This is a genomic window from Anditalea andensis, assembly GCF_000714815.1.
Taxonomy (GTDB): Bacteria; Bacteroidota; Bacteroidia; order Cytophagales; family Cyclobacteriaceae; genus Anditalea; species Anditalea andensis.
In genome coordinates this window covers 19,103-40,659 of the sequence record NZ_JMIH01000041.1, presented here as the reverse complement: position 1 = coordinate 40,659, position 21,557 = coordinate 19,103, and the positions used below count along the sequence as shown (strand labels likewise).

10 protein-coding genes are annotated in these 21,557 nt (G+C 42.5%); 1 reads left to right on the top strand and 9 read right to left on the bottom strand.

The features are described from left to right. The 7 genes from EL17_RS21955 to EL17_RS21925 form a co-directional block, all read right to left on the bottom strand. The coding region (locus tag EL17_RS21955) for an MBG domain-containing protein (protein ID WP_035079780.1) at window positions 1-2,638 on the bottom strand (2,638 nt) is incomplete at its 3' end. 27 nt (window positions 2,639-2,665) lie between these two features. Then, window positions 2,666-3,250, bottom strand: a complete 585-nt coding sequence (locus EL17_RS21950) for a GLUG motif-containing protein (protein ID WP_164675223.1) — start codon at window positions 3,248-3,250, stop codon at window positions 2,666-2,668. 918 nt (window positions 3,251-4,168) lie between these two features. Next, window positions 4,169-5,188: an alkaline phosphatase D family protein gene (locus tag EL17_RS21945; RefSeq protein ID WP_035079761.1), complete on the bottom strand. Its 1,020-nt coding sequence runs from the start codon at window positions 5,186-5,188 to the stop codon at window positions 4,169-4,171. 5 nt (window positions 5,189-5,193) lie between these two features. Further along, a complete protein-coding gene (locus EL17_RS21940; protein WP_164675222.1) occupies window positions 5,194-5,826 on the bottom strand; it encodes a Crp/Fnr family transcriptional regulator in 633 nt (210 codons plus the stop codon). A 343-nt stretch (window positions 5,827-6,169) separates the two neighbouring features. Then, window positions 6,170-7,513 carry an alkaline phosphatase family protein gene (locus EL17_RS21935; RefSeq protein ID WP_035079755.1) on the bottom strand — a complete coding sequence of 448 codons (1,344 nt, stop codon included), beginning with the start codon at window positions 7,511-7,513 and terminating at the stop codon, window positions 6,170-6,172. 43 nt (window positions 7,514-7,556) lie between these two features. After that, window positions 7,557-10,700 carry a TonB-dependent receptor gene (locus tag EL17_RS21930; RefSeq protein WP_035079752.1) on the bottom strand — a complete coding sequence of 1,048 codons (3,144 nt, stop codon included), beginning with the start codon at window positions 10,698-10,700 and terminating at the stop codon, window positions 7,557-7,559. Between the two features lie 666 nt (window positions 10,701-11,366). Beyond that, window positions 11,367-14,621 carry a CheR family methyltransferase gene (locus EL17_RS21925; protein WP_051720347.1) on the bottom strand — a complete coding sequence of 1,085 codons (3,255 nt, stop codon included), beginning with the start codon at window positions 14,619-14,621 and terminating at the stop codon, window positions 11,367-11,369. A gap of 777 nt (window positions 14,622-15,398) precedes the next feature. Here EL17_RS21925 and EL17_RS21920 point away from each other — a divergent pair. Beyond that, window positions 15,399-16,649: an ROK family protein gene (locus EL17_RS21920; protein ID WP_035079749.1), complete on the top strand. Its 1,251-nt coding sequence runs from the start codon at window positions 15,399-15,401 to the stop codon at window positions 16,647-16,649. A 118-nt stretch (window positions 16,650-16,767) separates the two neighbouring features. Here the strand turns inward: EL17_RS21920 and EL17_RS21915 are convergent, their stop codons facing one another. Then, a complete protein-coding gene (locus EL17_RS21915) occupies window positions 16,768-20,181 on the bottom strand; it encodes a family 16 glycoside hydrolase (RefSeq protein ID WP_084166323.1) in 3,414 nt (1,137 codons plus the stop codon). A 35-nt stretch (window positions 20,182-20,216) separates the two neighbouring features. Beyond that, window positions 20,217-21,491, bottom strand: a complete 1,275-nt coding sequence (locus tag EL17_RS21910) for a Gfo/Idh/MocA family oxidoreductase (protein WP_035079747.1) — start codon at window positions 21,489-21,491, stop codon at window positions 20,217-20,219. Window positions 21,492-21,557: the final 66 nt, after the last annotated feature.

The window sequence follows — 21,557 nt, the reverse complement described above, 5'->3', positions numbered from 1 at the left end:
CACGGATCGTAAGGGAAGCCTGGGTGATTTCCAGGGACGACGCTATATAAGTAATTTCATAATTTGGGTCATTAGCTCCAAAAACAGTTATAGGATAGGTCCCTACCGACGAACTGTTCGTAGCCGTTGTATGGATCATTGCTTTAATATGGGTCTCCGTCTCGCCATTAACCATACCTTCATAATGAAAAGTAAGCAACGGATTTTCATAACCGTAAACCTTGGTTTTCTTTTCAGCCCTGACGGTTAAAGGCGCCTTAGCAACTTCTAAAGTACCGGACACAAAATCAAATGTGTAGTTGTTATCTTCCCCACCACTAAGGGTGATGATATTTTTGTAGCTGCCTGCCACAGTGGTCCTGTCTACAGTGGTGCTGATGCTGGGAGGCGTATCAATGTTCTCCTCTCCATTGACCCATCCGCTGTATTGAAATGTGAGTGCTGGGTTTTCATCACCATACACTTTTCCCTGAGGATCCGCCGTAACTGTTAATACAGCCTTGGTGATTTTAAAAGTACCTGGTACAAAATCAAACGTGTAATTGGTGTCTTCCCCACCGCTCATGGTTATCACTCCTACATGACTGCCTGCTTCGGTAGTCTTGTCCACCGTTGTCATGATACTCGGAGGCGTATCAATAATTTCCTCACCGATAACCCATCCACTGTACTGGAATGTAAGTTCAGGATTTTCATCCCCATAAACTTTTTCCTGTGGATCAGCTTTAACTATCAACACCACCTTCTCTACAGTTAAAATCTGTTCCACTATTGGTGCTGCATAATGTAACTCATCTCCCTTTTGACTAGCGGTGATTTTTGTACTTCCTGCTTTTAGGATCGTCGCTTGGTTACCTTCAATTTTGACCATTTCAGGATCGTCTGCAGTATATGTAATGGTAAACCCTTCTGAAGATTTTGCCTCACCTAATAAAAAGCTTTCATCCCCATATGATTTTAAAGGTATCTCATCAAAAGTTATCACCTGTCTGGCTTTAACCCCGATAGCAAATGTAAAGCTATCCCCACAATTTTTAGCCGTCCCGGTAACGGTATAGGAGGTTTTCGGTGAGACCTTCGTCGGTGTACCACTTATTCTTCCGGAATTGGTATCGAAATGCAAACCTTCAGGCAAAGATCGGGAGATGGACCATCCACCTATAGCCACCTCACCTCCGGTATTTTTGGGGACCAAATCTTCAATAGCTTCTCCTACCGGGAGATCAATTTCATCAATAGTATAAGCAATCACAGGGTAGGGTACTACTACCACTTTAAAGGTTTTAATAGTAGAAGCTCCTTCCGAATCTTTAATCTCTATTGTAAAAACAGATTCCCCAAATTGGTCTTCTGCAGGTACCAGGGAAATGTTCCGTTTATTATTAGAACCTTTGACCAAAATCATGTCTTCCTTAAAAAGCATTTCATTGGAAGCGACTATACTTACTGTAAATGTATCATCACCCGGAAAATCATCAACGATAGTCAAGTCAAAAGAAATGGACTCATTGACACAGATTACATGATCTTTCAAATTATCAAATACAGGTGCGTCATTAGGAAGGGTTGTAAAATTATATTTGTTAATATCTGAGAAAACCAATGTTCCTCCGTCATCATATTTAAACACCACATACACATCATAGCTGGTGCCATAATCCAAATCACTGAACGTAATTTTCTGGTCCTGATTGGCCGTCACAGGATCTTTCCCGCTGCTGACAATAGCGACATCCCCATAATTTTCGCCGCGTTCAATTTGGGCCGATGTGGGTGCAGGAGATCCGGCAGGCACCAAAATATAGTGGACCGTAGCATTTTGATTAAATTTATAGTTTAATTCAGCTTTATCAAATGTGTTATTTGATATGGAAGCTGAAAGGGCTGCTGCATATTCCAAAGCTGCCGGAATAATCTGTTGTACCCAAGCAGAATTATATTGTGGGCAAGAAGGTCCTGTATTATAAAAATCAAAACCCATAAAGATTACATATCCAGCGCCATACTGTATCACAGCCACTACAGCATCGTTATCAGTACCCCACATCGTAGTAAAACCAGGAACCGAATTTCGTCTAATGGCATCCGTAGCACTTAAATTAGGCAAACTGGTAGCTGTTACCGCTTCAAAAGGAGTATCTTTAGTATTGGCATAATTTTTAGCCCAGCTTGAACCATTCACTGTTCCTAAATCCCATTTAAAAATGAGATTTAAAAAATCAGTATCATTAGGGCCATAGGTCCCTGTCATCACCATTACACCTCCACCCTCTACCCAGTTACGGAATACTTCTCTGGAGGCAACAGGAAAAAATGTTGAATTGGCAGGTGATTGGCTTTCCATGTCCGTCATAAAGAAAAAAGTACTCGCGTCCAGTTGGTCGGCGAGCAGCGTGGGGTTAGCAAAGCTTACAATACTAGCATCCACATCATAATCAGGCAAAAGATTTATAATGCTGATCAGGTTGTAGTTTTCATGACCACAGCCTGTTCCTGTCCCATTTAAATTGGGATAATTAAATACGGAAACCCTGGTGGCTGTTTGTGCCCGCAAAGACGCTCCTGTTACCAAAAACACTCCCAATAAAAATATTTGCCAGTATTTTGGATTTAATAGATAAGTAAAAGTTTTATTCATATATCGTTTTTTAAACTTGTATTTTTTTTAATTAATGATCTCAAGGTCAGTTGAGCATCCACTGACCGTCCCACCATCGTTTTGGCCAATGAGTTTATCTACTTTATTAAATCCTCCGTTATTATGAAGTGTCCCTGATACATAGCAATTTTTAATAGTTGCATTGACAGCATTGCCTACCAATCCGGCCATATTAAATTGTCTGTCTTTAGAATAAGCTTCTAACTTTATTTTTACCAAGTTCATATTGGACAGGTTGGCACCTTCGATATGAGCAAAAAAACCAATATGGCTACCAAATTCATTTTTATTAAGGTAAAGATGCTGGATGGCATGCCCCTTACCATTATAAGATCCTGTGAAGGGAACTTCCCAACCAATTGGAATCCAACCTTCTCCATTATTCCAGTTTTTAGTATCGGAAGCATCAATGTCATTTACCTGTTCAAAGTGATGATTCCATGAAGAAGGAGTAATGGCCATCCATTGAAGATGTTCTAAGGTTGCTATTCTAAATGGATTTCCCGGTGTACCGTCACCAGGAGGGAGGGCAATGGTCTGTGCACTTAGGGATATACCACTTAATAGTAAAATCAGGCAAAGGATTTTCACCTTTAGTATTTTTTTGTAATCATTAAACATAAGCAAGCTGATCAATTGGTAATAAATAAATATTTAGATATTGTTAATTAGTAATGTTTATTAAGAGAATATTTATATTAGTAAATGTGAAACTACACTGACCATAATGATATTCTAGACACAAAAGCGTCTATAGATTTTTGAAATTATAGTATAAAAAATGAGTAAATGACAAATTATAAAAATAAAAATTAATTACATTTATCTGGATTTAGGTAACACGAATTGGTATTCAAAATCACTAACTATGTATAACCTCCCTACTAAAAAAAATAATTTCTATATTTTAAACTTATTTGAAAAGAAATTTTTTATGGTAATATAAAATAACCCAAAATAAAATATATATCAAATAATAAGAATTTGAGGAAATATTTGCGAGTTATTTTATATTAAAAAAATAATTTATCCTATTTCCCTTTTTTAGATAAGTCCTTATAAAAAAGTAGACGCGATGCGAAAAAATGGTATGAGCAGGTAGATAGCGACTTATTTTTGGTATTTCATTTAATTTTCCATAAAGCAGTAATCAGCAGTTTCTGACCGATACCTTCATAATAATAGACTAATGAAGATATGGATAGCGCTGATCCGGCATGGGTCAATTTGGAAACATAAGTGTATACCTTCAATGTAAACGCCCTTGAGAAGCGCAAGAAAGTATGACCACGTGGGCCGCTTTCATTAAACCTGTATAAATAGAACAACAGTTAGGCATGCCGGTATCCTATCTTGGGTAAGGGCAGGTTTCAACTTGTATCACATGAGGAACTGAAGGCATTTGCAGACAGTGGTGCTGTGTATAGGGGCCATCGGGGACATTCTACTGGTATACAGCCTTCACCGACCCCAATATCCTGTATGGTACCCAATGAATAGATCTCCATATTACCTTATAGAGATCTGTTGCTCAAGGAAGGTTTGGCCCTGCTCGCCTTTGATTTGAAATACCATACGGTTCTCAGACCAGTCAAATGCCACAGTTCCATAATGCAGACTTGCTATCATTTTCCCTACTCTATATGGATTGTACTCCTCCCGGTACTCCCTCCAGGTATGGGTGAGTCCACTAGAAGTGATTTCATATAGACCATTTGGGAACTGTTCATTTTTTAGTAAAGATATCTCCGCTATATGGCGGTCCCCACTGATGAGCACAGGATTTTTTACTTTGGAAGTAGAGATTAAATCCAGTAAGCGTTTTCTTTCATTGGGAAAATTATCCCATTTCTCATAAGGGTGCTCAGTAGGGATAAACTGAATCCCGCCGGCGATCAGGGTTACCGATGCATCGTTCTTTTTGAGTTCTTTTTGCAACCAAGCCCACTGTTCTTCTCCCAAAAGAGATCCCTCTAGGTTTGGTACATAGTTTTTATTTTCCATTAAGATGGTATCCCTATGATAACGGGTATCTAAGAGAATCACCTTAACCTTGTTGTCCCCCACTCCATAGGTATATGATGCATACACCCCTTTCTGCTTTCGCCTCGGGCTATCTTTTGCTTCATCCAAAAAATCCAGCATTAACTGTTGCGAACTGTCCTTTTGGGTGTAATGTATGCCCCCATCATTGATGCCATAATCATGGTCATCCCATACACCTATAATCTTACTGCTTGTCCTTAGTTTTTTATAATCTTCATGCTCCTTTTGGGCCAAATATTTTGATCGAAGAAGGGCCATATCATGAGTGTCCCCATACACGTTGTCACCAAGCCAAATCCAAACATCTGACTTTTCTTTCAGGATGGGTTTCCAGAGAGGCTGAGGGAGATCGTGTTTATTGCAGGATCCAAAAGCGATCAGCTCTATCTGCTGCATCTGGTTCATTTTGGTCTGGGCTTCTGAGGTCCAAACACAGGCACAGCATAAAATTATAAGGAATGGCAATTGGAATTTTATGTTCATACTGATTATTTTAAATACTGTTTAAGTTTTTTCTTTTTAAACAGAGGGATCTTATGTACCCTCTGATATGATTTTAAAAGTTTGGACACGGTTTGACGGGAAAGGCCACAGAGCTGTCCTATCTCTGTATCGCTTAAAATGGAGGGAAGATCTACTTTTTTATGTTGGGCATCTGTGGCTTCTAATTTAAGTTCGTTATATAATTCCAATAGCCGCTGGGCCGGAGTGAGCGTACATACCTTAAATAAGCGGTTTTCCATCCTGCACCAGCGAGAAACTGCCATTTTATTGAACCATTCAGAAGCAATGGGCTCATGGACGATCATCCATTTATAAAACTGAAGTTCATAAGTAATGAGTTTACAGTCTGTAGCGGCTTTGGCAAATTCTGAAAACTGCCCGTTAAGGTACCTCATATTGCCAAATATTTCCTTTTGATATAATATATCATAACATACTTCCTCCCCCACAGGGCTGTAAGAACCTATCATGATCACGCCTAATTCGAGCTGAAACATTTCGTTAGGTTTAGCTGGGGGCATGTATATATATTCTCCCTTTTTATAAAACCTTTCACTCACTATAGCATCTATATTTTCAGGCCGTATGACGTCCTGAATATGTTTTCTTAAGTTCATAGGCCTGTAAAATAGCATTACAAGTTCCATATTTTAAAGCAGATAAAAGTTCTATTCCCTATCCGGCAATTAAATTTAATATCCCGGTAACATGGCTTTATCTAAAATGACTTTTATGTTAATTTTGGGTTACGGCAAGGTACATCTTATGCATCATGCATCTTCCAAAGATCAAAGTCCTGTCAGGCCGATTCTATTCCCCACTTTTAGTCCACACAGATACCGGTATCCTTTGCTCATGAAGAATAGTGATGAGATAAACTGAACCTTTGTCTTTGCCATGAAGTGAAATCCTGGAGGCTAACCAGCATTGCTTTAGCTTCAGCGGTTTCCTCTTCTGGTACTATCTAACAAACACTTCTGAAAGCTTAGTAGCTGGGATATCCATTTTAAGATTGAGCAGCTTGGTTACGATACCGGCGACATCCTCCAATCCCATCTTCTTAATTTCCTTTCCTTCAGCAATACCGGCACCCCAAGCCACAAAGCCTGTTTCTATATTTGTGAAATCGGGGAAGAATCCATGTGTCCCACCTTTGGCAGGCTTTAATAATTCTCCGGCAAGAGCTCCGGACATCGATATCCCCTCTATAGGGGCTAAAGCCAAAACTGCATTGGGATCAGCTCCTATTTTGTCGAGTGCTTCTCTTTCCACGATTCTAAACAGCTGCTTTACATCCGAGGGTTGATCCTCAATCAATTTTCTGACTGCCGCTACAGTTTTTTCATCATTGACCTCCTTAAGGTGCAAGAAAGCTGAAGCCCCTGAGGTATGAAAAACGGCCTTCCAATCTCCCCTATCCTCTTTGTCTTCTAACAGACCGGCATCCTTCAGCCATATATTGGGGCTTAAGGAAGTATGGATATCCACAAAACCATGGTCTCCCACAATGATAAAGGTGGTCCGGTCCGCTATGCCGGCGCGCTCTGCCGCCTCCATTATTTTGCCAATGGCCCTGTCAATGGCTGCCAATGATTTGAACACCATTGGTCCCTCCCTGCCTTCCGAGTGCTGAAAATGGTCAGTGGCGATCAGATGAACGGTCGTAAAGTCAGGTTTATATTTTTCTAGGACATAGGCAGCCATTTCACCTGTTCGATCTTCTCTGTTGAGGTAGTCACCATTAAACGTACTTTCGTTTAATTCGCCAAGAACTGCCTTTTCCATTTCTGCCAATAGACCTGCTGGGCTTTCCATGCTCCGCATCGGACCGGTGTTTCCGTGGCCCTCGGCAGCATCCCAGAACTCCGGGATGTTATAATCGATAGGAGCACCTACTGATACCGGCCAGATGAAACTTGCGCTTTTCAGCCCAGCTTCTTTTACGGCATGCCATAGCGTTTGCATCTTAATAGAATCGGCATACCAATACCAATCCTTGGTTTGCTTGGTAGGATCAAATGGCACATTATAGTAAATACCATGGGCTCCAGGCATCTGGCCTGTTATAATGGTGGTATGCGAAGGGTAGGTTACCGAAGGAAAAACGCCACGTACACCCACTGCATGTGTGCCTTCCAGGACCATCTGCTTTAAATTCGGTGCCGGCCATTTTTCTTCCAAATAGAACTCCGGGCGGAAACCATCGATAGAGATCAGGACTACATGGTCGGACAGCCTTTTTTCCTGCGCTATGCCACTGAAACAAACCAGCTGCAAAGCAACCGATAAAAGCCAAATATTCATTGTATTTGAACAGATCATCACCTTAGATTAATAGTTATACCATTTAAAAATAAACCCTTCCCGACAGCTGAAACTGAAAGGGGTTCCCCCCGGGCACCACCACTCCTACATTGGAGTTCACCAGGTAATTGTACTGCTGGGTAGCCTGATCAAACCCTGAGATGTTCAGCAGGTTTTGATTGCCAAGATTTCTAGTAAGGCCTCTGTTTCTATCAATCAGATTGGCCACATTGAAAAGATCAGCACCTAGTTCAATACCGGATTTTTGGCCATAAAACGGTATCTTTTTAGTGATACGGATATCCCATGATCCAAAAAAACCGTTAATACCGCCGTTTCTTTCAGCTACCCTACCGATACTGTTCCTTATGTATTCTTTTGCGAGGTTATCCGGATTGTTCAGCACAGCCGTCATGGCCTGATCGAAAGTCTCACCATAGCCCGAATTATTAGGGTCAAATACAAAGGCCAGATCATTGGAGTTGACAAAGTCACCATTCACATTACCGTTGACACGAAGAGAGTAACGAGTGCCTCCGAGCCCTGAGTAACGGACACCTACATTGATACCCCAAACAGAAGGGAGATTGCCATATAGCACGATTTTATGCCTAAAATGCACATTTGAATATTGCATCCTGCTCAAATCCCGGGGATCATCCACTACCATTTGTGTTAGTGTGGCACTATTGGCCACATTGCCATTGTAGGAGGTATTGTCCCTGGTATCATTCCAGGTGTAGCTACCGGTAATCTGCCCGTCGCGGAAATACCGGTATGTACCGTCTAATATAAAGGAATAGGTGTTGTTTTTGCCCTCACTCACGAGCTCCAGTACCCTGCCTATATTTTCTGATTTTCTACCTTGTGTCCAATCCGTCACCCCACTTGTCGTAATAGATGCAGCAGGTACAAATACTCCGCGATCAGCTTCATTTTCAAGTCGGAAATAGGGGTTGTCCACCAGGTTCCGGTCAATATACATGTAATTGTTTCTTCCCAGTGAAGCTATGAAATTGACACCGACCCTTATTTTGTCAGAGACCAACTTGTTATAAGATATATTCGCTTTGTAGATGATAGGAATCTTAAGGTTTTCATTGTTCATATTGATGGTGGTCAACCTTTCCACTCCTGGAAGGTCAAACAGTTCTGCTCCCGGCGCAGTAGAAGGGTTGTTCCTGTAGCCAGGGAAATCCGGCGTGGGTACGTTTTCCCCCTGGATATCTACGGCGTAAATTTTGGTGCCGTCAAACTGCAGGTTATTGACCATGGCATAATTGTTCATATTCGAGCCAAACATACCTCCACCGATTCTGATAATGTCCCGCTGCCGTTCATTGACGTCCCAGGTGAACTGAAACCGTGGTTGAATCTGAAGTCCCCTGGCGGAGTTGTCCGTTCTAAGTCCCAGGTCATTGAACACCGTTTGGTTGAAATTCGGCTTGTCCATATAATCGGTATAGTCCGCCCTTAGCCCTAAGGTAAAATCCATGCCCCTGGGGGCCCTGTACTGCGCCTGCCCATAAATGCCGGAAGCAAGGATACGCTGATCCACCGTCGGATCTACCACTGCCACTTCACGGGCATAACGGTACGGGGTAAGGTTTTCAAAGTTTTGCTGACCCAGAAAAAAGAACCGTCCGTTCATTTCACTGGTCGCCAAAGAGCTAAGGTTATTGAGCATCAAATCCACCCCAAAAGTATAGCTTAGCCTACCAGTGGTATAGTATAAGTTATTGACCACCTGAAATACATTCGACTCAAACCTTTCCGGCAGGTATCTCTGCCCCCCCAGCTGTACAGTAGTATTGACCGTATTGCCCCCTATTTCGGAAGCCACCCGTTCTACTATGGCTCTGGGAATGTTTTCTGCCGGAAGCTGCTGGTTTGGTCTGCCATCGTCCAGGGTATACAAGTGCTGAACTTTCAGCTCATTGGTAAACTTATTATTGATTATGGCGCGCCAGGAAGCCAAAAAGCTGTTGGCCGTGGACAAGTGATCACCATACACTTCGTAAAGATTGATACTGCTATTGTCACTTACGCCCAAGGAATTCAAATCCCTGGTGTAATTATTCCGTATGCTCAAAAGGTTATGGGCATTTAGCTGCCAATCTACCTTACCAAACATGGTATGGGTTACCCTCCTTACCGGAAAACTCCCGGTTTGTGCTGAGGCATCCACGCCATATAATTCACGGGCTGTACGCAAGTAGTTATCCAGAGAACTTTGGGAAATATTGTACCGGGCTTCATCTTCAGGTGTTCTTATATCAGCTATAAATAACGGTCTTGCATCCATCTGACCATCATAGGCCAAGAAAAAGTGCAATTTATCTTTTAGGATAGGCCCTCCTAGGGTAAAGCCATATTGCTGGATGGAAAACTCCTGTTCCCGTTCATTTCCCCTGGTATCATATGGGCTGGAAAGCCAGTCTGCCCGATTGAAAATAAATGCAGAGCCCTGAAATTCGTTGGTTCCGGATTTGGTGACCACACTTACATTGCCCCCACCTGAGCGGCCGTTTACTACATCATAGTCATTGGTAATGATCTCAAACTCTCGGATGGCCTCCATGGATATCGAAAACGGCCCCCTGGTCGTAGTCCCACTGGAGAGCGGGCTTCTATTGGTCATCCCATCTATAGTATAGTTGGTGGAAGAAGCCAATTGGCCCAATAAATTCCCCCCGTTACTTACAGGTGAGAGATCCATTAATGAAGTAAAATTCCTCCCGTTGACCGGTAATACGTTCATGTCTTTAGCCGTAACTGCGGTAGAGGCTCCCATCCTATCTATTCTGCCCGTCATAGGGTTGGAATTGATACTAACCGCACTCAGCTCAGTCATAGATTCTTCTAATACAAAGTTGAGCTGGACATTATCCCCCTGGTTAAGACTGAGGCCCATCTTCTGCTGGCCGCCGAAGCCTATAAAATTACAGGAGACGGTATAATCGTCACCGAGCGGCATTTGCCTTATCTCGTAACTACCATTGGCCGCACTGGTAGTACCGGCGGTAAAACCTGTGTTTTCATTTCTTACTAAGATCGTTGCTCCCGGCAATGTGTTGCCCTGTTCATCTCTCACCGTACCATAGATAGAAGCATGGATGAGCTGACCATATGAGTTGCCCCAAACAATACAAAACAGCAATAGTAAAAACAGTCTAATATTTTTCATATTTCGATAGGTGTATTATTATATGTGAATTTTTATACCCTTATACCGCAAAGTTATTTTCAGGGAAGTGGCAGAAATGTTAATTTTTAACATGTTAAGCATTCATAAAGATTGCTTAATATATAAGCTCCTTCAAAGGCCAGGATATTGAGCCTAGTCCCATTTTTTTTAGACTGAAGTGCAATGCTTTATGCCAAAAGGGTAGCATAAGGGAAGTTTATGTTTACGCTTATACATACCGAATAGCAGCCGTCTTATACTGGATCAAAACCCAGATAACATGGTATGCAAAAGTTAAAGCCTTTGCACAATACTATGAGCGATAAGTGATAAGCGGATATGGTGATGGTATAATGGGCTGCAGCTAAAAATTATGCCTCTATCTCCTGTTTTATAAAACCTGTAACCATAGGTACGAGGATAAAAAAGTCGGGTAACCATAATATTAAAAAAATACCCGGAGTATTTATGTCTTAGCTAGCATGCAGATTTTGCTACACAGTTTTACATTCGCTTCCGGTTCCTTTGGGATCCTAAGCTAAGGTTGCCTCTATGATAGTGATGTTGCACTGAACCAAAGCATGCTGACACTTTGGGGTCTTTGTAATCTTATACCCATCATCATTATGCCGGATAGGGATACCTCCTTCCAATAAAACTATCTTTTTAAGGATTTTGTAGCGTTTCTGCAAGGGTAATAGTAAATATGGTGCCATGGTTATAGCTGCTTTCCACCCCTATGGAGCCCCCTGTATTGGTGATGATCTTTTTTATCAGATAGAGACCCAGTCCTGATCCTTCTACATTTATTTTATCATCATGGACCCGTTTAAATTTGGAGAACAGCTCTTCTATCTTATCCTCCTTTATACCGATACCATTATCTTCAAATGATAAAACAAATGTATGATCAACTCTTTTGCTTTTGATCACGATGGATAGCTCTCGGTCTGCTGACCGGTATTTGACAGCATTGCTTAAGAGGTTTAAAAATATGCTTCTCAGATTTTTCTTGGAGTAGTAAACACTCGGTTCTTTAAGATCAACCCAAATCTTGGCGCCTGATTTCACCAAAGAATCATTGATACTCAGCTTCACCTCTTTCAACAGCTGAAGGAGGTTTACCTTTTCATACATTTCTATCTCCTGATCTATCCATGCGATTTTTGACAACTCTGCTATCGTGTCTTTCAGCCTTATAACAGATTCTATCAGCGGAACGGTATATGTCTTTACTTCTTCAAGGTCACCACTGTCCCTAATATGATCAAGCAGGCCTTCCATATTGTTTAAAGGAGCCCTAAGGTCATGTGAGGCAGCATATATGAAGGTATCATGCTCCTTATTGATCTCCAACAGCTTTCTGTTTGCTTCCTGTATGATGAAATTTGTCCTTTTCATTTCTGTGATATCGTTGAAAGTGAGGATAGCACCGTTTGCTTTATTGTCCTGAGACCTTATATAGGGCACTATCATCATGGAGTACCACCGGCCATCCGTAGTTTCAATGTCCTTTTCTCTGCCTACCTGGTTATCTATTACATATTTGATATCCTCTATTAAAGTTGAAAATATGATATTGGTAGAGATATCAGCCAAAGGCCTTCCTACATCGCTTTCTTTGATATTGATCTGCTTTACAGTAATCGGGTTGTATTTTTTCAGTATGATGTTTTGGTCCACATATATCTGGGTGATGTGCGTGCTTTTAAAGTAATTATCAAGATCATCATTCAATTCGGCCAACTCTTTTATTTTGGTTTGGTATTCCTGGTTCACCGTATTCAATTCCTCGTTCATGGACTGTAGTTCTTCATTGTAGCTTTGCATCTCCTCATTTCCTGAAAGAAGTTCCTCATTGTAGGACTGGATGTCATGTTGCGATTCTTCTATAGACTCATATGCCTCCTGCAGCCTTTGCTTTGTTTCTGCAAGTTCTTGCTCCAGCTCTTTCACATAGCTCTCCGCATATTTTTCCAGATCAAAAGTTTCTCCTTTCCCTCGGGAGTTGTTTTTAGCTTCCCCCTCGGCAAAATATATAAACACCATCCTTTGCCCCGTTTTGTCTTCTTCCATTAGCGGCTTGACCAATATATTGACCGATCGAACCTGGTCATCTGACATAAAAGTGATATCGTTAAGTCTTACGTTTATATTTTCCCTTGTTGCTTTTTTGATGGAAGATCCTGTGGCGATGGCCAATTCATTGGGTAACAGTTCCAATAGCTGGTTATTAAAAAGCCTTGGCAGAAGGAATTTTTCAATATTGCCAAACGACAGGGTGACCTGAAAATTTTCATCTACACCGACCCCTGCCGAATAGGCCGTTTCTTCAAGTGTAGATAAGTGCAGCAGTGTGGGCAATTTTTCGGTAAGATTGATTTTACGGGATTTCAAAGTCCTGGAAGTATAGGAATGCTTCTTTATTTTCAAGCGTTTTGGATCGAAGGCATAAAAGGGAGCCTCTCTATTCTCTTCCGTATTTTTGTATATGTTCCATTTTTTGTCAATTTCGATGAATACTTTCTTCAAGTCTCCTATACCTTCACTGGGTCCCAAAAAAAGGTATCCTTCAGCATTGAGACAATAATTTATAGTGGCAAATATTTTCTTCTGTAGGGTGGGGTTAAAATAAATCATCAGGTTACGGCAACTGATGAGATCTATTTTTCCATAAGGGGGCTGATGTATGATGTCCTGCTTGGCAAAAATGACCATCTTCCTGATCGCATCCTTTACCTTATACTCATGGCCTTCCTTTGTGAAGAACAGGTTGAGCCGTTTTTCCGACACGTCTTTACTGATACTCTCCGGATAGCATCCTTTAGAAGCCTTGTTCAACGCTTCCTGATCTATGTCAGATGCAAATATTTTCACCTCCATATCTTTCTTTACCTCTATCAGGTACTCTTTGATCAGTATGGCCAGAGAATAGGCTTCCTCCCCTGTAGCACAACCTATCACCCATAGTTTTAAAATATCTACCCGTAATTTCTGCTCGACCAGGTCAGGTATTACCTTTTTGGAGATCACTTCAAATGCTTCCCTGTTTCTAAAAAAAGTGGTCACACTGATCAAAAAGTCGTTGGACAGGATTTCAATTTCCTCCGGAGAGGATTTCAGAATTTCTATATAATCTCCTATATTTTCCACATCTCTGGCCAGCATTCTTCTGGTGATCCTCCTGATAATGGTAGGCTGTTTATATTCCGAAAAGTCAAGTGGGGTACTGTTTTTTATCAGTCCGTGGATCTTGGACAGCGCTGCTTCATTGATATCAGATAGCGGAAGGGATAAGCTTCCAGCCAAGGTTTTTTGTTTGATGTATTTTACAATTTGTAGGGGAATGAGTTTAGGGGCAAGTATGTGGTCATAATAGCCGGAAGCTATGGCATTTTTAGGCATGTCCTTATAATCCGTAGAGGCAGGATCCTGTACGATCACCATACCGCCTTCTTTTTTTATGGCCTCTATCCCTTTGGTCCCATCTGCCCCATTGCCAGAAAGGACTATGCCTATGCTTTTGTTTCCCAGGTCTTCGGCGAGGGCATTGAAGAATATGTCTATGGCAGAATTGGGTGTGGAACCGGGCCTGTCTTTTAATATAAGGTTGCCTTTGGATATGGTCATGTTTTTGCCTTCCGGCAGGACATACACACAGTTGGATTTTACCTCCATTCCGTTTTCAGCCACATGGATCTTTAACTTGGAATGCTTGATGAGCAGCTCTTTCATAAAACTCTTATGATCCGGAGAAAGGTGCTGCACGATGACGTAAGAAACCGCATCCGTAGGGGTATAATCAAAAAGTTCATGAATGGCTTCCATCCCCCCTGCTGATGCCCCTATACCTATAATAAATTTTTCTGCTTGAAGGTGACTGGCCTCAGTGCTTCTATTATTATCTAATTTGGGTTCCATTTACTATAATTGGGCAGGGTTAACTAAAGTTAGGCTACTCGTTGATATTTTTTTTCTTAATTTACACATTTATAACCCGTTCATACTATTCCTTAGAATTTATTGTTAATATTTTTCCTGATCAGGAAGGGCCCGGGATGGTAAGGGGAGGTTGAAAGCCTCTCCTAAATACGCCGAAAGATAGATAAAAAATGGCTGTTGCGGCGATGGTATGAAGGGAGTATAAGTGGTTTTCAATGCCCTGAGCGGTCCCCAAGGTATACCTTATCGGAACCTGAAAATATAGGCGACTATAAGAATTCCCTTAGCCCATAGGATCTGTACCCAGCTGAATGTACCAAAAGGATTGGTTTCTAAATGAACTAAAAAACACTCCATAGATAATTATTTGATAATTAAAGATATAATAATATTACTTTTCTAATCTATTATCCATACTGACCAGTGCTCGGCCTTCCCGGAATTCCGATGGTTCAAAGCCAAGAAATAGTCTTTTGGAGCATCTTCATTAAAATCTTTAAAAAAGAAGCATATTTTTATAATATTTCTTATTATCTTACCTCAATCACCCTTGCCTGATCGATTTAGCAAAAAAGTCCAATGTAAAGGTGAACAAGGCTTTCAAGAAAGGGTTGATATAAAGAATCAAGTATCAATATAAGTTATTTATTTTTTCTAAAACAGTAGTTTTTAGTGTTATAAAATAAACTTTCATTCTTTGAGCCCTTCTAAAAGAAATAATTATTTCAGAGATACATAGCAGGAAACCTACATTACATGAATACATTTTATCCTTTGTCCTCAGAAAATTCCTCACTGAAGTCAGCAGAGAAAAAAAAGATTAATAATAAGATCAAAATCATAAAATCCATCTATACCGAGGGATTCAAGACAGCTATGGATATCTGTAATGAGTTGGGCATAAGCCTTCCCACCTCCACTATTTTAATCAATGAGCTTTTAAAAGACGAGGTCATAGAAAAAAAGGGGCAGGCCAAATCCAGTGGTGGAAGAAAGCCTGACCTATATGGATTGGCCTCAAACTCCATATTTATACTGGCCATAAACATAGGTCAGAACAGAACACAGATGGCCATTTACAATAACAGCCATGAAAGGATTACGGATATTCATACGGTTCATTTAAAGTTTGATGGTCAGGAAGGCCATATCAACACCATCTATGAGGTCGCAGATACCTTTATCAAAGAATCAAACATCAACCCTGATAAGCTCCTGGGGATAGGGATTACTATGCCAGGACTGATTGATTCCAAAAAAGGTATAAACTATACCTATATCAACAAAAATTTTTCCAAGTCAACGTTGAAGGCTACTTTTCAGGAAAAATTCAACAAACAGGTAGTCATTGAAAACGATGCAAAAGCAATGACCTTGGCCGAATATCAATTTGGGTCAAAAGCAGGCACCAGCCAGATCCTGGGCATATACACCGACTGGGGCATAGGACTCGGAATAGTGCTGGAAGGTAAAATCTACAAGGGTTTTTCAGGGTTTTCAGGAGAATTTGGGCATATAACCATGGTAGAAAACGGTCACCTGTGTTCCTGCGGCAAACAGGGCTGCCTGGAAACAGTAGCGTCCGGTATGGCCATGGTACGGCTAGCCAAAGAGGCCTATCAAAACGGAAAGCCTTCGATCATGAATGAAGAAATCTCCAAAAATCCTGATGACATCGATCCAGATTTTATTATCCAGTCTGCACTATCGGGAGACCAGCATGCTATCGGCATATTGACAGAAATAGGCAGCCAGCTCGGTAAGGGCATAGCCATACTCATACAGCTTTTCAATCCGGAAATCATCATCATCGGAGGTAAGATAGCTGAAGCCGGACAATATATTTTAACCCCCATCTACCAGTCCCTCAATACTTCCAGTCTTCCCCAGCTGCGAAATCAGACCACTATAGAACTTTCCCAACTGGGAAAAGATGCCCGTATGCTCGGTGCCATTTCCATCTATATGAATGAAGCTTTCGACGCCCTTTTAGACTCACCTGCTTAGGAAATAAGCGGCCATGTAGATTACAGGAAGGATCCTATTCAACTGATGGCTCCACCTATATTCAATTATCGAACTGGGAGGTATTGACCGCACGCTTTATACGATCTCTGAAGGGTGTTTATTCCAGTTTTTTAACCCGGATATTTCTAAACCATACAGTAGACCCATGTCCCAAAAAACCTATATACCCCTTTTTTCTTTTTAAGCCGGGATGATCCCGGCCATCCAAAGTCCCTTCCCTGCTCGCCTCTTCTACATTTCCTTCCAGGATGGTAGTACCATTGAGTATGACTTTGATATTCGGACCTTTTACTGTCACTTCCTGATAGTTCCATTCCCCTACAGGTTTGAGATGTCCCCGTTTGGCCGGAATGATACCATATACAGATCCGTGATACTGGTGTTCTTTGAGATTCCTATAGATGTCGGCATCATTGTCCAGAATCTGTATCTCCATGCCCTGATAGGCTGCATCACCTTCAAGGGGCGCTCTTATGCCTAAGCCGTTATTGGCACCGGGTGTCAGTTTGAATTCAAACCTAAATACAAAATCACTGTACTCTTCTTTAGTAAATAGATTCCCTCCGCTCCCAAATTTAGGTTTGTGTACCACCATTTCACCGTTTTCGATGACATAATCAGTCGTATTTCCCTGCCACTGATACATATTGGTACCGTCAAAAAGTACCTCAAAGCCATCCTCTGTTTCTGCAGGATCCAGTTCAAATGGCGCTGGACTGGGTAATTCTCTGATAAATATATCCCGGTATGCTACTTTGGAGCCATGAGCCTGAAGTTCTATCTGATCTCTGGTAAATATAGGCCTGGTCCTGTCCCAATAATTTTCCATAATGACATTATCCGTCACCAGCTCGCCATTAAGATACACGGTCACACGGTCCCCTTTCATCAATATCCGGAAATTGTTCCATTCTCCCACTGGATTATCAGCTACTTTTAAAGGCGTGCTTTTGTGGATGGAATTATGATATAGCCCTCCTGAGCCCACCTGTGCGCCGACATCTTCTCCGGATATGTCCCATATCTGAACCTTGGGTGTTCCGCGCAGATAAATACCGCCATCACCCTCTTTTTGCCCATCATTTACTATTTTCCAGTCCACAAACAACTCAAAATCACCATATGCACCTGCTGTGGCTATGTTGTCCCCCTTTCCTAGAAATGTCATTTCTTCATTTTCAACTTTCCATGCTTCAGGGATCTTTTGGTCTGCTTTGGCCTGGGCTTTGGCCAAAGCCTGTGGAGACATCTTATTTCTAACCAGAGGATCGGCTACCACACCCTTCCATCCGCTCAGGTCTGTATCATTAAACAGTGCCACAAACCCTCCTTCGGACGGCATTTCTGATAGGTGCTTTTTGATGGAAGCTATCTGGTACTCGCTGTCGGGACCCTTGAGGGTATTTATGGTTTTTTGGAGCAATTGCCTTACTATAGGTCCGTGAAACTGCATGTCAGATAATGAAATATTCATTACAGCCTGCGCTGCTTCCTGCATAACATCTGGATCATCCAGGTACTTTCCGGCAAAAATAAGCGCGGGAAAGGTCCTGTTTTTATCAATTTCAGCGAGGATGGTCCTTTTCACTTCTGAAGTATTGGCCAAGTTCATGGCCTTTTTAAGTAAGAGCACTTTTTGATCTGATGGAAATTCCGATAAACTTACCGCCCTCACATATCCTTTTAAAGCCATCTCCCTATGTCCCTCCAACTGGCTAGCTGATGCTATCTTAAAAAGCCCATCCGCTGCACTGAAATCAGACCATGATGATAAGGCCTCCAGTGCGGCCAGTTGGGTAGCCGTATTCCCTTTCCTGTATGCCTCTTCTATAGTCAAAATACCTGCAGGACCTCCCATACTGGATAATATATTGAAATAGCGGATGCGCTTATCCTCAGATATTCCGGCCATCTGCGTTTGTATGACTTTAGATATATTCTCCTGATCACCTCTTACTAGACCAGTTATAATGGCCTGCTGTACGTATTGGATTTCAGGAGAATCCTCCATATTGTTCAACAGTTCATAGAGCCTAGGAAGATGATTTGCTTCCGTGATTTTTGGCAGTGTGGACACTGCGGCCTGGCGGACTTTAATGTCATCGCTATGGATATAAAAAAATACATCATCAAACCGGTGGGAGGCCGCTTTTGCTCCTAGTATAGCTATAAAAGCTGCCTGGACAGCCGGCTCCATTTCGCTTAATGCATCAGCCACCTGATCGGATATTCCCTCTCCTTTCATCACCAGGACAGCATTGCTCACTGCTCGGATTTCCAGGGAGTCCGCCGTTTTCATCATTTCAATAAACGCAGGCAACATCTCAACATGTCCTATTTTACCTGCAGCACCGATAGCTGCCAGCCGTACATTAATATCAGGATGGGACATTCCTTCCCTGAGTGCAGGCATGCTTTCTATTATACCGACCTTGCCAAACATGGCCATGATGGCTGCCTGGGCCGCAGGCTCCATGCGCTTTAGCCTACCTGTCCATAGAGAAAGATTGGACGGATCGATGTATGGAACGGCTGCATCCAGCGCGGCAGCTCTCAAAGTAGGGTCTCCCTCTCCCGCAGCTGCTACTAAAGTTTTCATGCTTTTGGGCCCATGTATATCAGCCAAAAGATGTAAAGCGGCAGACTGAGTGTGCACCTGACCTTTCTGACCCGCTATTTTCAGTAAGTCCCTGGCCAGTTTAGCTGCCCGGTCTGAATCTCCAGTTTCATTTAAACGCTGTATGTAAAAAAGATAAGCGCCTGTGGCATTGTCCTCAGTATAGGTATAGGATGACCTGGCTGCAGCCTCTTTCAATAATCTGGAGGAAGAGGCATCGGCTATATTTGCTAGGGCAGATAAGGCAGGTTTCCGGAGGTGCAGGGATGGATCTGAGGCATATGCGGTTATATCTTCAAGCGCTTTTTTGTACCTGATACTCCCTAAAGCGGCTAAAACTGATGCTTTGCACACACTGCCAGATCCCTCTAAAGCCAGCCTTAATGCCTCTCCGGACTCTGAAGCAGGTATACCTGCCAGGACCCTGGCAGCCGCATCACAGTGCCTTTCATCATTGAGATACCGGGATATACTGGCAATCCCGTCCTCTTTGCCCACCATCCGGAGCTGATTGAGGATAAAAGTTTTTACTTCTGGGTATTTGGCATTTTCCAGTGCCATCCCGTAAGCCTTTACTGCATCTGCCCTTAACGCATCCCTGCTATCATCGGACACATAAAAAGAATACCCGGCCAGTGCATATTCTATCTTGGTATTATCCCCCGAACCAGGCGAAGACATCATTCCAGCAAGTTCAATCAATCCTTCTATTCCGAGTCCGGATATTTCCTCCATATTTTCTTCCAGATGCTTTTGGTCCTGGGAAGGCAGTACAGCCAATAAATCCACGATTTTAGTGGACAGGGTCCGCTGATCACCTGTTCTTTGCGCATAGGCAGTCAGGTTCAGGCTGAGCAGTATAAAAATTAAGGTTATTTTATTGAACATTTTCATTCCGTGACATCGGGTAAAAGGATGGAGGGTAAATTTCAAATTAGGACATGATCTGCCCTCATAGGCTGATGGACCAGACGGTTTGCGCCTTCATCGTTTATAAACTCCTGTTTGACAGGATCAAAATGAAGTGATCTGCCAAGCCGGAGGGCTATCAGCCCCATGTTCACCAATACACATGAACGGTGGCCATTTTCTTCATTCAGGGCAAATTTCTTTCGCATCTTTACCGCTTCTACAAAATCGGTTTCCTGCGGATCAGGGTCCGGGAAGGCTGCCAGTTTTCTTTCAAGATCAGGTATGTCTGATCGGAAACCAGGATAGAGTTTTCCCAGTGGACCTTCGATATAGGCACTATTGTCTTCTTTGCCTTCACCGTCCAGGATGATCTGACAGCCGTCCTCATAGGTATAAACGATCCTTCTCCAGGTGCCTACGGCATCCACGTGCTGCTGCGGCGCATCGATTTCTACGGAAACAGGGCTGGTGTCATCTTTTCCTAGAAAATACTGGACCGGATCCAGGTAATGCTGCCCCATGTCCCCAAGCCCTCCACCATCATAATCCCAGTACCCTCTGAAGGTACCATGGACCCGGTGGGGATGGTAAGGTTTATAAGGAGCTGGACCCAGCCATTTTTCATAATCCAGCCCTTCGGGTACTTTCATAGGTTCCAGGCTGGTTTTACCCACCCAGAAAAACTTCCAATCATATCCGGTCTGCCTGCCTACGGTAACTTTTAGCGGCCAGCCCAGCATCCCACTATCCACCAGCTTTTTTATAGGCCTTACCGGGGTACGCATGCCATAAAAGTTGTCTTTAAACCTGAACCAGGTATTCAATCTGAAAATACTTCCGTGCTGTTTTACAGCCTCCACTACCCGCTTCCCTTCTCCTATGGTCCGGGTCATCGGTTTTTCACACCAGATATCCTTTCCTGCCCTGGCCGCATCGGCAGCCATGATCCCGTGCCAATGGGGCGGAGTAGCGATATGGACTATATCCACTTCCTCCAGTTGAATCATTTCCCTATAATCATCAAAGGTCTTCACGCCTGACCCTAATAGATCCACCGCTTTCTTTATATGGTTACGGTCCACATCACATACGGCCACTACCCTGGTCGCTGCATACGGGAAGTGGTTTCTTCCCATGGCCCCTACTCCTATCACTGCTTTGGTCAGCTGGTCACTAGGCGCTATAAAGCCCTTGCCTCCCAGTACAAATCTGGGAACTATAGAAAATGCGGTCATTCCCAAAGCTGCTTTTTTGATAAAGTCACGTCGTGAAGCGTGGAGTTTTGAATTCATAATTGGCTATAATAAAAAGATTCAGACTGATATTTGGAATTCTTACCTACAATGATGTCAGATAAG